This window comes from Streptomyces sp. BV286, assembly GCF_019090165.1.
In the GTDB taxonomy this organism is placed as follows: domain Bacteria; phylum Actinomycetota; class Actinomycetes; order Streptomycetales; family Streptomycetaceae; genus Streptomyces.
Genome location: NZ_JAHRIB010000095.1, coordinates 26,587 through 40,590 on the forward strand (window position 1 = coordinate 26,587; position 14,004 = coordinate 40,590).

Here is a 14,004-nt window from a genome sequence, read left to right on the forward strand (position 1 = left end):
TGCTGCGCGAGATGCGCTGGTGGGACATCGAGCCCGTGCTGGAACTGGAGAAGGACCTCTTCCCCGAGGACGCCTGGTCGCGGGGCATGTTCTGGTCCGACCTGGCCCACGCGCGCGGGCCGGGGGCGACACGGCGGTACGTCGTTGCCGAGAACGCCGGGCGGATCGTCGGATACGGGGGCCTCGCCTCCGCCGGGGACACCGGCGACGTACAGACCATCGCCGTCGCCCGGGAGCACTGGGGCACCGGCCTCGGCGGGCTGATCCTGACCGAACTGCTGCGGGCCGCCACCGCCTTCGAGTGCGCCGAGGTGCTGCTCGAATGCCGTGTCGACAACGTCCGCGCCCAGAAGCTGTACGAGCGCTTCGGCTTCGAGGCGATCGGTTTCCGGCGCGGCTACTACCAGCCGGGGAACGTGGACGCCCTCGTGATGCGCCTCAACGACCCGTCAACTTCCGTACAAGGAACCGAGATCAATGGCTGACGAACCTCTCGTCCTCGGCATCGAGACCTCCTGCGACGAGACCGGCGTCGGCATCGTCCGGGGCACGACACTGCTCGCGGACGCCATCGCGTCCAGCGTCGACGAGCACGCGCGCTTCGGCGGTGTGGTGCCGGAGGTCGCGTCCCGCGCGCACCTGGAGGCGATGGTGCCGACCATCGAACGGGCGCTCAAGGAGGCGGGGGTGAGCGCCAGGGACCTGGACGGGATCGCCGTCACCGCCGGGCCCGGGCTCGCGGGCGCGCTGCTCGTCGGGGTGTCGGCGGCGAAGGCGTACGCGTACGCGCTGGGGAAGCCGCTGTACGGCGTCAACCACCTCGCCTCGCACATCTGCGTGGACCAGCTGGAGCACGGCGCGCTGCCCGAACCGACGATGGCTCTCCTCGTCTCCGGCGGGCACTCCTCGCTGCTGCTGTCCTCCGACATCACGAGCGACGTACGGCCCATGGGCGCGACCATCGACGACGCGGCGGGCGAGGCCTTCGACAAGATCGCGAGGGTGCTCAACCTCGGGTTCCCCGGCGGGCCGGTCATCGACCGGTACGCCAAGGAGGGCGACCCGAACGCGATCTCGTTCCCGCGCGGGCTCACCGGGCCGCGTGACGCCGCGTACGACTTCTCCTTCTCCGGGCTGAAGACGGCCGTGGCGCGGTGGATCGAGGCCAGGCGGGCGGCGGGCGAGGAGGTGCCGGTGCGGGATGTGGCCGCGTCCTTCCAGGAGGCCGTCGTCGACGTGCTGACCCGCAAGGCCGTACGGGCCTGTCGTGACGAAGGCGTCGACCACCTGATGATCGGTGGGGGAGTCGCCGCGAACTCGCGGCTGCGGGTGCTCGCCCAGGAGCGCTGCGAGGCCGCGGGCATCCGGCTGCGGGTGCCGCGGCCGAAGCTGTGCACCGACAACGGGGCGATGGTCGCCGCGCTCGGCGCGGAGATGGTGGCCCGGGGGCGGGCCGCCTCCGACTGGGACCTGTCGGCGGACTCCTCGCTGCCCGTCACGGACCCGCATGTCCCCGGGCGGTCGCACGACCACAGCCATGGTCATGACCATGTGCACGAGGTCAGCAAGGACAACCTGTACTCATGACCGTCGCGTTGATGTGGGAGGCCCGCGCCGCACAGGGGCGGGGGGACGAGCTGCTCGCGTGGGTGCGGGAGCAGGACCTCCCGGCGCGGCCCCTGCGTCGGGAGGTCCTGCGGGCTCCGGGGGACCGGGTGCTCGTCATCACGTGGTGGGATGCCGCGTATGAGGCTGAGCTGCCCGAGTTGCCGGAGCCGGCTGGGGGGTTGGTTGCGCGGGCCGTTCATCGGTGGCGGTTCGAGTCCGTCGACGGGTAGGGGTCCGGGTGCGTCCCGTGTGCGTCCCGGGTGCGTCCCGGGGGCGTTGGTCGGGTGCGGGTTCGCTGTGGCCGGTCGCGCAGTTCCCCGCGCCCCTAAAAGATTGCGCCGTTCTCCGCGCCCCCTAAGAGAACGCGCCGTTCCCCGCGCCCCTAGAAGGCTGCGCCGTTCTCCGCGCCCGTAAGAGAACGCGTCGTTCCCCGCGCTCCTAGAAGGCTGCGTCGTTCTCCGCGCCCCTGGTCTGCGGTTCCGTTTCCGTCGAGTCGCAGCGCAGGTGGCGGTCCGGGCCCGGGTGGCGTTCCGGGCCCGTCAGGGTGATGTGGGTCGTGTGGCGGGTGTCCGTGCTGGACCTGGACAGGCGCAGTTCCAGGGCGCCCGGTTCCACGACGCGCCGGCCCGCGCGGTCGGTGAACGCCGACAGGTCCGGGTGGAAGCGGAACGAGACCCGGCGGGCCTCGCCCGGGGCCAGGGTGAGGCGGTGGTAGCCGATGAGGCGGACGTCGGGGCGGGTCACCCTGGCCACCGGGTCGTGGAGGTAGAGCTGGACGACCTCCGTGCCCTCCCGGGAGCCCGTGTTGCGGACCGTGACCGACACGTCGTACGACTCGTCCGTGGTGATCTCCGCGTGCCGGTCCTCGGTGTCCTCCCAGGTGAGGTCCGTGTAGCCGAGGCCGTGGCCGAAGGGGTGGAGCGGGGTCGGGTCGAGGCTGCTGACCGCGCCGGCCAGGCCCAACGGGGGCTGGAGATAGGTCCACGGCTGGCCACCGGGGTCCTGCGGGACGCTGACGGGGAGCCTGCCCGACGGGTTCACCCGGCCCGCCAGGACACCCGCCACCGCCGGGCCGCCCTCCTCGCCGGGGAAGAACGCCTGGACCGTGCCGGCCAGTTGGTCGCGCCAGCGGCCCAGCGCGTACGGGCGGCCGGTCAGCAGGACCAGCACGACGGGCGTGCCGGTGGCGGTCAGGGTGTCGAGCAACTGGGCCTGCACGCCAGGGAGTTGCAGATCGCCGACATCGCAGCCCTCGCCCGAGGTGCCGCGGCCGAAGAGGCCCGCCCGGTCGCCGAGCACGGCCACGCAGACGTCCGCCTCGGCGGAGCGCGCGACGGCCTCCGCGAAGCCCGAGGTGTCCGGGCCGGTGGTGTCGCAGCCCTCGGTGAACGTGATCTTGGCGTCGGGGAGCTCCGCGCGGAGGGACTCCAGCAGGGTGGCGATCTCGATGCCCGTCGGCTTGTCGGGGTGGTGCGTGCCGACGTGGGAGGGGAACGAGTAGCAGCCCAGCATGGCCAGGGCGTCGGCGGCCCGCGGGCCGACCACGGCGATCCGGGTGTCCGGGGCGAGCGGGAGCAGCCCGTCCGGGTTGGAGAGCAGGACGACGGACTTCTCGGCGAGGCGGCGGGCCAGGGCGCGGTTCGCGGCCGAGTCCAGGTCGATCGGGCCGGCCGGCTCGGGGTTCCAGTCCTCGTCAAGCAGACCCAGCTCGCACTTCTGGCGCAGGACCCGGGCCGCCGCCCGGTCCACCAGGGACTCCGGGACGTCACCGGCCCGTACCGCTTCGACCAGCGGCTCCCCGTAGCAGCGGACCGTCGGCAGTTCGACGTCCAGCCCGGCGGCCAGGGCCGCGTGGGCGGCGCCCGCCTCGGTGCCCGCGACCCGGTGCAGGGTCTGCAGGAAACCGACGCCGAAGTAGTCGCTGACGACCGTTCCGTCGAACTTCCACTGCTCCCGCAGGACTTCGGTCAGCAGGTACGGGTCCGCGGACGCGGGCACCCCGTCGGTGTCCGTGTACGCGGCCATCACCGAGCGGGCCCCGCCCTCGCGCAGCGCGAACTCGAACGGCGGCAGGGTGATGTCGGCGAACTCGCGCACACCGGCCCGTACGGGGGCCAGGTTGCGGGCGCCGGCCGAGGCCGCGTACCCCGCGAAGTGCTTGAGCGTGGCGACGACCCCGGCGGACTCGAGACCGCGGACGTAGGCGGCGCCGATCGTGCCGACGAGGTACGGGTCCTCGCCGATGGTCTCCTCGACCCTGCCCCACCGCAGGTCCCGTACGACGTCCAGGACGGGGGCGAGCCCCTGGTGGACGCCGACGGAGGCGAGGTCGCGGCCGATCCGGTGGGCCATCTCCTCCACCAGGTCCGGGTCGAACGAGGCGCCCCAGGCCAGCGGCACGGGATACGCGGTGGCGCCCCACGCGGTGAAGCCGGCGAGGCACTCCTCGTGGGCGACGGCCGGGATGCCGAAGCGGCCGGCCTCACTGATCCGGCGCTGGGCGCGGGCGAGGGCCTGCGCGCCCAGCGCCGGGTCCACGGGGGCCGTACCGAAGGAGCGGGTGAGCTGGCCCAGCCCGCGGGTGATCACCTCGTCCCAGTCGAAGTCCGCGGTCATCTCGTCCTGGTGCGGGGCGACTCCGTCACCGTCCGTGGCGGCGCCCACCCACACGCCGTACAGCTGGGCGGCCTTCTCCTCCAGGGTCATCCGCGAGAGCAGGTCGTCGACCCGGGCTTCGGCGGGCAGGGCGGGATCACGCCAGGGGGCGGTGGTCATGGAACTCCTGTCGGGGTCGGAGCCAGAGGCGGAGCCGGAGTCGGGTGGGTTCACTTTCCGCCCACGCCCATCAGGCCGCCGATCAGCGCGCGGCGGGCCACCAGATAGACGGCGAAGATCGGCACGCCGGAGAGGACGACCGAGGCGAGCAGGGCGGGGATGTTCACGCCGAACTGGCTGACGTAGTTGAAGAGTCCGAGGGTCAGCACGCGCGGGCCGTCGGACTGGGTGAAGATCAGCGGGAAGAGGAAGCCGTTCCAGGCCTGGAGCGCCGAGAAGATGACGACCGTGCTGATGCCGCCCTTCGCCATCGGGACGGCGAGCTGGAACAGCATCCGCTGCGGGGAGGCGCCGTCCAGGGCCATCGCCTCGTACAGCTCCTCCGAGACGTCTCGCAGCGTCCCCACGAGGACGAGCACCGAGACCGGCATCGCGAAGGCCGCCGTCGGCAGGATGACCGCCAGCAGGCCGTCGTACAGGTCGAGTTTGGCGATCAGGAGGTACAGCGGCACGACGACCGCCTGGGCCGGGATCGCCACGCCGAGGAGGAAGAGCCGGAAGGCCAGCCCCGACCAGCGGTTGCGGGTGCGGACGGCGACGTACGCGAGCGGGAGGGAGAGGCCGAGGACGATGGCCACGACCGAGACGGCCACGATCGCGGTGTTGCTGAGCAGATGGCCGAAGCCGCTGTTCAGCACGGTGTTGTAGTTGTCGAGCGTCGGACTCGTGGGCGGGCTCAGCGGGTTGCCGGTGAGCGCCTTGTCCTGGCTGGTGAGCGAGGCCGACAGCATCGCGTAGATCGGTACGAGGACGACCGCGAGCCAGACGACCGAGCCCAGGCCCGCGAGGGGGTTGGCGCGTTTCGTCCAGTGCCGGCGGCGGGGCGGCGAAGGCGGCACAGGAGGACGCTCCTCGGTCTTCGCGGGGCGGGGGCGCGGCAACGTGTCGTGTGACACTCCGTCACATCCCTTCGCGGGTGCTGCGCATGTGGCCGAAGCCGGTCAGGCGCACGAGGACCAGGGACAGACCCGTGGCCGTCAGCACCAGGAACGACGCGATGGCGCTGGCGTAGCCGAAGTCGTAACTCTTGAAGCCCGCCTCGTACATCAGGTACGGCAGGATCGCCGTGTCCGTGCCCGGGCCGCCCTTGGTGAGGATCAGCACGGTCTCGAAGTACGTGAGCGAGCCGACGACCATCAGGACGGTGGACGTCGTGACGGTGTGGCGCAGCTGCGGGAGCGTGATCGAGAAGAACTGGCGGTAGCGGCCCGCGCCGTCGATCGCCGCCGCCTGGTAGAGCACCTCGGGTATCTGGCGGGCCCCGCCCTGGTAGATCAGGGTGTGGAAGGGGATGAACTGCCAGGCGCCGATGAAGACGATCGCGAGGAACGCGCCGTTGGAGGAACCCAGGATGTTCTCCCGGATGATGCCGAAGTTCGGGTCGAGCAGGGCGTAGAAGAGCAGTGCGATCGCCGTCGACGAGAGCAGGAACGGGACGAAGAAGACCGCCGAGAGGATCGCCCGGTTGCGCTGGCGGCCCGCCGCCCACACGCCGAGCAGCAGGGCGATCACCGTCTGGAAGACCCAGCTCGCCGCCGTCAGCAGGACGGTGAGCCACAGGGACTGGACCATCCGGTCGTCGTCGAGCAGCTTCCGCCAGTTGTCGAGGCCGACCGGCCGCGGGTCGCCGAGGCCGTCCCAGGCGGTGAACGAGAGGTAGAAGGCCAGGCCCATCGGGACCACGGCGAAGAAGGTGAAGAAGAGGACGCCGGGAAGGGCCCAGGCGGCGTGCGGGCGGCCGACCGCGGAGGAGCCGGGTCCCTTCGGCCGAAGGGGCTCCTTCGGCCCTCCGTGCTCGCTGGCCCGGCCCTTCGCCGGGGCCTTCGTGGGGCTCGGTGCGCTCACTTCAGCTCCTTGAGCGCCGACACGAACTCGCTCGGCGAGGACTGTCCGACGAACAGTTTGTTGATCTCGGTGAGCATCGGCGTCGCGATGTCGGCGCCGAGCGCCTGGTCCCAGGAGAGCGTGAAGGCGGGTGCCTTCTCGACCATCTCGTACTGGAACCTGGCGAACTGCGGGTTGGGCGAGGCGTCGAGCAGCTCGGCCGCGCCGGCGGTCGTCGGGATGTCGCCGTTGGCGACCAGCGCCTTCGCGTACGTCTGCGAGGCGCAGTCCTTCAGGAAGGCGATCGCCGCGTCCTTGTTCTGCGTACGGGCGTTGACGGACCAGTAGTTGGTGGGGTTGCCGACGACGTTGCGGATGTCGCCGGTGCCGCCCTCGACCGTGGGGAACGCGCACCAGCCCAGGTTCTTCTTCGCGAAGGACGGGAACTTGCCGAGCTGGGTCGAGTACTCCCACGAACCCATCAGGTGCATCGCCGCCTTGCCCTTGGCGAAGACCGCGGGCGCGCCGCCGTTGACGTACGACACCGAGCTGAACTTGGAGCCGAAGACGTCGTCGTCGATCAGTTCCTTGATCGTCTCGGCGGCCTTGAGGACGGCCGGGTCGCCCCAGGCGGAGGAGTCGCCGGCCTGGATCTTCGCGAAGACCTCCGGTCCGCCGATGCGGTCGACGAGGTACTCCAGCCACATCAGCTCGGTCCAGGTGTCCGCCCCGCCGAGCGCGAACGGGGTGATCCCCGCGGCCTTCAGCTTGGCGTTGATGCCCTGCAACTCGTCCCAGGTGGTGGGCGGTTGGAGCTTGTGCTCGGCGAAGACGGACTTGTTGTAGAAGAGGATCACCGGCTGCATGCCGCGCATCGGGACGCCGTAGTGGCGGCCGCCGAGGTCACCCGCCGCGAGCACCGCGGGCAGGAAGCCGTTCTTGAGGACCGGATCGCCCTCGATGGTGTCGGTCAGGTCGAGGAGCTGCTTCGCCTCCTGGTACGCCCTGATGGAGCCGCCGCCCCAGTTGAAGAAGACGTCCGGGGCGCTCGGGGAGCCCATCGCCGTACGGAGCTTGGCCGTGTAGTCCGCGCCCGGGACCTTGACCAGCTTCACCTTGCCCTTGGCCGACTTGGCGGCCGCGGACTTGTTGAAGCGGTCGACCGCCGCGGCCTGGACCTTCACCGCGTCGTCCCCGTACGTGAAGGCGTCGATCGTCTCGCTGCCCCCGCCGGAACCGTCACTGGAACCGCAGGCGGTGAGCCCGGTGGTGAGCAGGGTGGTGGCACCGGCGCCGAGGACCCAGCGCCTGCTGAACGTGCGGCCGCCCAGGCCTCCGCCCGTGGGCTGCCCGCCGTTGGACCGCCCGCTGATCGACTCCATGACAGCACCTCTTCTTCTCCGACTCGCTCGCCGGCGGGGCGCCGCGACCCGCGCCGGGAGCACGGCCGCGCCCGGCCCTCCCCGGGCCTGCGCGCGCTCGTACTCCCGACACGGACGCGCCCCCTGCGGCTCGCTCGCGTCACGAATGTTTCGGGTGGTAGTTCGAATGTTCCGGGAACGTATGGCGGTCCAGGGGCTTCGTCAAGGGGTTGCGCAGGGATACGATCCCGTTCATGACTCGCCCGAATCCCGCTGTAGCCCAGTCAGCGACGCTCGCCGAGATCGCCCGCGAGGCGGGAGTCTCGGCCCCGACTGTTTCGAAGGTGCTCAACGGCCGTGCCGATGTGGCCCCGGCGACCCGCACCCGGGTCGAGGACCTGCTGCGCCACCACGGCTACCGGCGCCGCCGGGCCGAGGCGTCCCGGTCGCCCCTCATAGACCTGGTCTTCCACGAGCTGGAGAGCGCGTGGGCGATGGAGGTCATCCGGGGCGTGGAGAACGTGGCGCGCGACGAGGGCCTGAGCGTCGTCCTGTCCGAGAGCGCGGGCCGGCTCACGCCCGGGCGGACCTGGGCCGACCAGGTCGCCGCGCGCCGCCCGCACGGAGTCGTCCTCGTCCTCAACGGGCTCGACGAGTCCCAGCGGGCGCTGCTGACCAGCCGCTCCATCCCGTTCGTGGTGGTCGACCCGGCGGGCGACCCCGGCGACGACGTGCCGTCCGTCGGCGCCACCAACTGGCAGGGCGGGCTGGCCGCGACCCGGCATCTGGCGGACCTCGGCCACCGGCGCATCGGCGTGATCAGCGGGCCCTCGCGGATGATGTGCAGCCGGGCCAGGCTCGACGGCTACCGGGCGGCCCTGGACACGGCCGGACTGCCGGTCGACCCGGCGCTCGTGCGCACCGGCGACTTCCACCACGAGAGCGGCTACCGGGAGGGGCTGGCCCTGCTGAAGCTGCCGGACCGCCCGACCGCCGTGTTCGCGGGCAACGACCTCCAGGCCCTCGGCCTGTACGAGGCCGCACGCGAACTGGGCCTGCGCGTGCCGGAGGACCTCAGCATCGTCGGCTTCGACGACCTGCCGGTGGCCCGCTGGGTCGGCCCGCCGCTCACCACCGTGCGCCAGCCCCTCACGGAGATGGCCGAGGCGGCGGCCCGGCTCGTCCTCGACCTCGGCCGCGCGGAGCGGCCCTCGACGGCCACCCGGGTGGAACTGGCGACGAGCCTGGTGGTCCGGAGCAGCACGGCGGAGCCGTCGTGAACGGTCCCGTGGCGTCGAAACTTTCGAAGACTTTCGGGGCGGCCCGTCCGTCACCGGGCGGCATCTGAGAAAACTCAACGAAATATGAGAGTTTCCGAAGGAAAGCCGGAAAGTGGTTCCTCCTTGTAATAATTCGGACTTACGTTCCTGTCTGTGAGCGCAGAAGACGAGCACGGGGACGGGGACGCCGCGGGACGCGGCACGGGGCGACGGCCGAACTGGTCAGGCCGGTCACGGCTGTTCAAGGTGGCGGGAGTCGCCCTCGGCTGCGTACTCGTCGCCTCGGCGGCCGGGGCGACCTGGGCGTACTGGCGTCTGAACCACAACATCAAGAGCGTCGACATCGACAGCGCGCTCGGCGACGACCGGCCGCCCCGGGCGATGACGACCCCGACCGGCCCGGCGTCGGCCTCCGCGACCCCGCTGCCGAGCGGTGCGCTCAACATCCTGGTCCTCGGCTCGGACACCCGCAGCGGCAAGCGCAACAAGGCCCTCGGCGGCGGCAGCAGCGACGGGGGAGCCCGCTCCGACACGGCGATGATCGTCCACGTCGACGAGGGCCGCTCCGAAGCGACGGTCGTGAGCATCCCGCGCGACACCCTGGTCACGCGCCCCTCCTGCCCGCTGTCCTCGGGCGGTTCGACGTCGGTGGCGTACGGCGCGATGTTCAACAGTGCGTACTCGGTCGGCGGGCCCGTCTGTGCCGTCAAGACGGTGGAGTCCATGACGGACGTCCGCATGGACCACTACGTCGAGATCGACTTCGCCGGTTTCGCCGATCTGGTGGACGCGCTGGGCGGGGTCACGGTGACCACGGACGAGGACATCTCCGACGAGGACAGCCACCTCGACCTGGAGGCGGGCACCCACCACCTCGACGGCAAGGAGGCCCTGGCCCTCGCCCGCACCCGGCACGGCATAGGCGACGGCAGCGACCTCGGCCGCATAGGCCTCCAGCAGACACTGGTGAAGGCGCTGCTCGACCAGGTCGCCTCCACCGACCTCCTCACCAGCCCCACCCGCCTCTACCAGGTCGCCGACGCCCTCACCAGCAGCCTCACCACGGACACCGACCTCAACTCCCTCACCGAGCTGATGAGTCTGGGCCAGAGCCTCAAGGCCCTGTCCTCCGCCGGCACCGAGACCGTCACCATGCCGGTGGTCACCGCCCCCTCGGACCGCAACCGGGTGGTGGCGGACGAGCCGGAGGCGAACGAGCTGTGGGAGTCGCTGAAGTGAGGGCCGCGGCGGGAGGCGGGCGCGCCTCGGCACGCGGCCCCGTGTGCCGGGCGGGGCGCGGCCGGTAGCCCGAACGCCTCGCTCGCCGCGACCCCGTCCCGGGGGCGTGTCACGGTGGGACCACCTGTCGCCACCACCGGACCCCGGAGCCCCGCCATGGCAGATCTGCAGGACGAACTGCACGCAACCGCCGAGGTCGGCGAGCTGGATCGCCCCGATGTGGAGAGGGAGTTCGAGCCCGTCGGACCTGACGCCGGGCCCGTGCTCGCATCCGACGCCGACCCCGACGCGGACACGGCCGACGACCTCCTCGCCCGCGCCCACGCCCTCCTCGCCGCCCACCCCGTGGCGGACGGCTACAGCGGTCTGCCCTGGGCGCTGCGGCACCTCCCCTGGTACGACCTGGAACTCGGTGAGAGCACGGTCGACACCGATGTGCCCAGGCTCAGGGAAGGGCACGTGGGGGCGTTGTTCTGGGCGCTGCACCTGCCCGAGGGACTCGTCGGCGAACGGGCGGTCGGAGCGACGCTGGAGCAGCTCGACCTGGTGAAGACCGTGGTGGAGGCGCACCCGGAGGGCCTGCGCATGACCCACAGCGCGGCGCAGGCCACGGACGCCCGCAACTGCGGGCGCGTCGCCGTGCTGCTCGGTCCGGCCTGCGCGGCCGCGCTGGACGACTCCCTCGGCATCCTGCGCGCACTGCACGCCCTCGGTCTGCGTGCCCTCACGCTCTCCGGCGCGTCCTGGGCCGGCGAGCGGGGGCTGACCCGGTTCGGCGAGGAGGTCGTGCGCGAGATGAACCGCATCGGTGTCCTCGCCGACCTCTCCGGCGCCTCCGACGCGACCGTCCGCCGCGCGCTCACCATCTCCAAGGCGCCCGTCATGTGCACCCGCTCAGCCGCCCGCGCGCTGCGCCCCCACCCGGCGAACCTCCCCGACGACGTGCTCGTCGAGCTGGGCGCCACCAAGGGGCTGTGCCTGGTCCCGCTGACCGCCGAGCAGACGGGCCCGTCCGTCCGTGACGTGGCCGACCACCTGGACCACGTACGGAAGCTCGCGGGGGCGGAGTGCGTCGGCCTCTCGGGGACCTACGACTCCGGGGCCGCGCATCCGCGGGACCTGTCCGACGCCTCGGGCTATCCGCGGCTCGTCGCCGAACTCCTCGGCCGCGGCTGGTCCGAGGCCGACCTGGCCCTGCTCACCTGGGGCAACGTCCAACGGGTCCTGCGCACCGCGGACTTCACGGCCCGCGCCGCACGGCAGCGACGCGAGCCGTCCACCGCGAAGATCGCCGAGCTCGACGGCTAGGGCTCACGGGCTCGCGGCTTCATGGGACTCCGGCAGGGCGCGGAGGCTCAGCAGGCGCAGAGGCAGAAGGGGTGGCCGGCCGGGTCGGCGTAGACCCGCCAGTTGCGCCGGCGGTCCTCCGCGTCGAGCACCTTCGCGCCCAGTGCCAGGACCTCCTTCTCGGCCGCGTCCAGGTCCTCGACAGTCAGGTCCAGATGGAACTGCTGCGAGTCGTCCGGCGCGGGCCACTTCGGCGGTACGTGACCGGCGGCCGCCTGGAACGCCAGCGTCCCGCCCTCCGGCAGCCGCAGTTCGAACCAGTTGCCGTCCCCCTCGACGGTGCCGCCGAGCACGTCCGCGTAGAACGTGGCGAGCGCGCGCGGGTCGGGACAGTCCAGGGCGACGGCGCCCAGCTTGGCGAGAGCCATGACTTCTCCTCCTCGGTTCGTTACCTCATGCTCGGTTCATCAGGTAACCGTTACCGCATGCTGCCCCATGGGGAGTAACGGCACAAGGGGGTCGAGGGCGCAGTTACCGCTTGCTACCTGCCGGGGGTAACGTCGCTGGCATGAGTGAGCGTGTGCCCGCACCCGGCGGACTGGTCCTCATCCAGTCCCTGGTCAACAGCCTCGACATCGAGACGGGCGCCGATGCGCTCGACACGGCCGAGGGGCGGGCCCGGTTCGGGCTCGGCGAGGGCGAGAGCGAGGCGCGGGACGCGCGCGAACTGCGCGAGTCGCTGCGGGTCGCGTGCCTCGCCCACGCGGGCCACCCGGCCCACCGGCAGGTACGGCTGCTCGACGAGCTGCTCGCGTCGGCCCCGCTCGTCGTCACGGTCGCGGCGGGCGACGGCTCGGCGGCCTTCAGGCCCGCGGACCCGTCGGCGCTGGCCTCCCGGGTGGCGGCGGCCGTCGCCGAGTCCCTCACCGCCGGGACCTGGCTGCGGCTCAAGGCCTGCGAGGCCCCGGACTGCCACTGGGCGTACTACGACCGCAGCCCGGCGGGACGCGGCCGCTGGTGCTCGATGTCGGTCTGCGGAGCCCGGGCCAAGATGCGCCGCTACCGCGCCAAGTAGCCGGACGGGACCAGGGGGAGAGGGCCCGGCCGGAAGCTCGTTCAGGCGGGCCCGGGTGCCGCTCAGGGGGCCGCTCAGGCCGTCGGGCGTCCCATCGCCCGGTACGTCCAGCCCGCCGCCCGCCACACGGCCGGGTCGAGGGCGTTGCGGCCGTCCAGCATGACGCGGTCCGTCGTCACCTCGCCGAGCGACGCCGGGTCCAGCTCGCGGAACTCGCGCCACTCGGTCAGGTGCAGCACGGCGTGGGCCCCGCGTACGGCGTCCACCGCCGTCTCCGCGTAGCCCAGCGTGGGGAAGATCCGCCGCGCGTTGTCCATGCCCTTGGGGTCGTAGACCGTGACCTGGCCGCCCTGAAGGTGGATCTGCCCGGCGACGTTCAGCGCGGGCGAGTCCCGGACGTCGTCCGAGTCCGGCTTGAACGTCGCGCCGAGGACGGCGATCCGCTTGCCGAGGAAGGAACCCCCGCCCAGCGCCTCACGGGCCATCTCCACCATCTGTCCGCGGCGCCGCATGTTGATGGAGTCGATCTCGCGCAGGAACGTGAGCGCCTGGTCGGCGCCCAGCTCGCCCGCGCGGGCCATGAAGGCACGGATGTCCTTGGGCAGGCAGCCACCGCCGAAGCCGATGCCCGCGCGCAGGAACTTCCTCCCGATGCGGTCGTCGTGCCCGATCGCCTCGGCGAGCTTCACGACGTCGCCGCCCCCGGCCTCGCAGACCTCGGCCATCGCGTTGATGAAGGAGATCTTGGTGGCGAGGAAGGAGTTCGCGGAGGTCTTCACCAGCTCGGCGGTCGGGAAGTCGGTCACGACGAACGGCGTGCCCTCGGCCAGCGGCGTCGCGTACACCTCGCGGAGCAGCTTCTCGGCGCGCTCACTGCGGATGCCGGCGACGATCCGGTCGGGGTGCAGGGTGTCCTGGACGGCGAAGCCCTCGCGCAGGAACTCCGGGTTCCACGCCAGCTCGACCTCCTCGCCGGCGGGGGAGAGCTCGACGAGCGTACGGGCCAGCCGCTCGGCCGAGCCCACGGGCACGGTGGACTTGCCGACGACGAGGGCGGGGCCCGTCAGATGGGGTGCGAGCGAGGCGAAGGCGGCGTCGACGTACGACATGTCGCACGCGTACTCGCCGTGCTTCTGCGGGGTGTTCACACAGACGAAGTGGATGTCGCCGAACGCCGCGGCCTCCGCGTAGTCCATGGTGAACCGCAGCCGCCCGCTGGCGCCCTCCATCCCGGCGACGTGCTTGCGCAGCAGTTCCTCAAGACCGGGCTCGTACATCGGGACCTCGCCCCGCTGGAGCATCTCGATCTTCTCGGGCACCACGTCCAGGCCCAGCACCTCGAAACCGAGCTCGGCCATGGCGGCGGCGTGCGTGGCGCCGAGATAGCCGGTGCCGATCACGGTGATCTTGAGGGCCATGGATGCTCCAGTGAGTATCGGTCAGGCATGCGCCGGCAGCGCGTCCCGAGTGCGCTGACCGAGCATAGTCGGGGCGT

At 71.9% G+C, this 14,004-nt stretch carries 13 protein-coding genes; 7 read left to right on the forward strand and 6 right to left on the reverse strand.

What is annotated here, in order from left to right:
• Nucleotides 1-11 precede the first annotated feature (11 nt).
• The 3 genes from rimI to KUF83_RS12820 are packed head-to-tail and all read left to right on the forward strand — an operon-like array spanning nt 12 to nt 1,838.
• On the forward strand, nt 12-485 hold the full coding sequence (gene rimI, locus KUF83_RS12810; RefSeq protein WP_217454818.1) for a ribosomal protein S18-alanine N-acetyltransferase: 474 nt from the start codon (nt 12-14) through the stop codon (nt 483-485).
• Nucleotides 478-1,587, forward strand: a complete 1,110-nt coding sequence (gene tsaD / locus KUF83_RS12815; protein WP_217454775.1) for a tRNA (adenosine(37)-N6)-threonylcarbamoyltransferase complex transferase subunit TsaD — start codon at nt 478-480, stop codon at nt 1,585-1,587. The genes rimI and tsaD overlap by 8 nt, the downstream gene beginning before the upstream one ends.
• Nucleotides 1,584-1,838, forward strand: a complete 255-nt coding sequence (locus KUF83_RS12820) for a hypothetical protein (RefSeq protein ID WP_217454776.1) — start codon at nt 1,584-1,586, stop codon at nt 1,836-1,838. The genes tsaD and KUF83_RS12820 overlap by 4 nt, the downstream gene beginning before the upstream one ends.
• Nucleotides 1,839-2,046: 208 nt before the next feature.
• Here KUF83_RS12820 and KUF83_RS12825 read toward each other — a convergent pair whose 3' ends face one another.
• Genes KUF83_RS12825 through KUF83_RS12840 form a run of 4 tightly spaced genes read right to left on the reverse strand, consistent with a single transcriptional unit; the run spans nt 2,047 to nt 7,649 of the window.
• Nucleotides 2,047-4,383 (reverse strand): glycoside hydrolase family 3 N-terminal domain-containing protein, encoded by a 2,337-nt coding sequence (locus KUF83_RS12825; protein WP_217454777.1) that lies wholly within the window; start codon nt 4,381-4,383, stop codon nt 2,047-2,049.
• Nucleotides 4,384-4,433: 50 nt separating this feature from the next.
• Nucleotides 4,434-5,339 (reverse strand): carbohydrate ABC transporter permease, encoded by a 906-nt coding sequence (locus KUF83_RS12830; protein WP_217454778.1) that lies wholly within the window; start codon nt 5,337-5,339, stop codon nt 4,434-4,436.
• Nucleotides 5,340-5,343: 4 nt separating this feature from the next.
• The gene (locus KUF83_RS12835; protein WP_308402982.1) at nt 5,344-6,288 is read right to left on the reverse strand and encodes a sugar ABC transporter permease; all 945 of its coding nucleotides are present in this window, start codon (nt 6,286-6,288) and stop codon (nt 5,344-5,346) included.
• Nucleotides 6,285-7,649 carry an ABC transporter substrate-binding protein gene (locus KUF83_RS12840; RefSeq protein ID WP_217454779.1) on the reverse strand — a complete coding sequence of 455 codons (1,365 nt, stop codon included), beginning with the start codon at nt 7,647-7,649 and terminating at the stop codon, nt 6,285-6,287. Before KUF83_RS12840 ends, KUF83_RS12835 begins: the two co-directional genes overlap by 4 nt.
• Before the next feature lie 233 nt (nt 7,650-7,882).
• On the opposite strand from KUF83_RS12840, the gene KUF83_RS12845 reads away from it, so the two are divergent.
• The 3 genes from KUF83_RS12845 (at nt 7,883) to KUF83_RS12855 (ending at nt 11,455) form a co-directional block, all read left to right on the forward strand.
• Entirely contained in the window at nt 7,883-8,908 is a 1,026-nt protein-coding gene (locus KUF83_RS12845) for a LacI family DNA-binding transcriptional regulator (protein WP_217454780.1), read from the forward strand.
• Nucleotides 8,909-9,061: 153 nt separating this feature from the next.
• A complete protein-coding gene (locus KUF83_RS12850) occupies nt 9,062-10,147 on the forward strand; it encodes an LCP family protein (RefSeq protein WP_217454781.1) in 1,086 nt (361 codons plus the stop codon).
• A 156-nt stretch (nt 10,148-10,303) separates the two neighbouring features.
• Nucleotides 10,304-11,455 (forward strand): dipeptidase, encoded by a 1,152-nt coding sequence (locus tag KUF83_RS12855; RefSeq protein ID WP_217454782.1) that lies wholly within the window; start codon nt 10,304-10,306, stop codon nt 11,453-11,455.
• 47 nt (nt 11,456-11,502) lie between these two features.
• Here KUF83_RS12855 and KUF83_RS12860 read toward each other — a convergent pair whose 3' ends face one another.
• Nucleotides 11,503-11,862, reverse strand: a complete 360-nt coding sequence (locus KUF83_RS12860) for a VOC family protein (protein ID WP_217454783.1) — start codon at nt 11,860-11,862, stop codon at nt 11,503-11,505.
• A gap of 140 nt (nt 11,863-12,002) precedes the next feature.
• Between KUF83_RS12860 and KUF83_RS12865 the strand changes: the two genes are divergently transcribed.
• Nucleotides 12,003-12,509, forward strand: coding sequence for a CGNR zinc finger domain-containing protein (locus KUF83_RS12865; RefSeq protein ID WP_217454784.1), 507 nt, complete (start codon nt 12,003-12,005; stop codon nt 12,507-12,509).
• Nucleotides 12,510-12,583: 74 nt separating this feature from the next.
• Here KUF83_RS12865 and KUF83_RS12870 read toward each other — a convergent pair whose 3' ends face one another.
• Entirely contained in the window at nt 12,584-13,927 is a 1,344-nt protein-coding gene (locus KUF83_RS12870; protein WP_217454785.1) for a UDP-glucose/GDP-mannose dehydrogenase family protein, read from the reverse strand.
• Between the last annotated feature and the right edge of the window lie 77 nt (nt 13,928-14,004).

Excerpts from the sequence above, each read along its gene's own strand:
- tsaD (WP_217454775.1), top strand. The coding sequence starts at position 478 with ATGGCTGACGAACCTCTCGTCCTCGGCATCGAGACCTCCTGCGACGAG.
- KUF83_RS12820 (WP_217454776.1), top strand. The coding sequence starts at position 1,584 with ATGACCGTCGCGTTGATGTGGGAGGCCCGCGCCGCACAGGGGCGGGGG.
- KUF83_RS12870 (WP_217454785.1), bottom strand. The coding sequence starts at position 13,927 with ATGGCCCTCAAGATCACCGTGATCGGCACCGGCTATCTCGGCGCCACG.
- rimI (WP_217454818.1), top strand. The coding sequence starts at position 12 with ATGCGCTGGTGGGACATCGAGCCCGTGCTGGAACTGGAGAAGGACCTC.
- KUF83_RS12840 (WP_217454779.1), bottom strand. The coding sequence starts at position 7,649 with ATGGAGTCGATCAGCGGGCGGTCCAACGGCGGGCAGCCCACGGGCGGA.
- KUF83_RS12865 (WP_217454784.1), top strand. The coding sequence starts at position 12,003 with ATGAGTGAGCGTGTGCCCGCACCCGGCGGACTGGTCCTCATCCAGTCC.
- KUF83_RS12855 (WP_217454782.1), top strand. The coding sequence starts at position 10,304 with ATGGCAGATCTGCAGGACGAACTGCACGCAACCGCCGAGGTCGGCGAG.
- KUF83_RS12860 (WP_217454783.1), bottom strand. The coding sequence starts at position 11,862 with ATGGCTCTCGCCAAGCTGGGCGCCGTCGCCCTGGACTGTCCCGACCCG.
- KUF83_RS12825 (WP_217454777.1), bottom strand. The coding sequence starts at position 4,383 with ATGACCACCGCCCCCTGGCGTGATCCCGCCCTGCCCGCCGAAGCCCGG.
- KUF83_RS12845 (WP_217454780.1), top strand. The coding sequence starts at position 7,883 with ATGACTCGCCCGAATCCCGCTGTAGCCCAGTCAGCGACGCTCGCCGAG.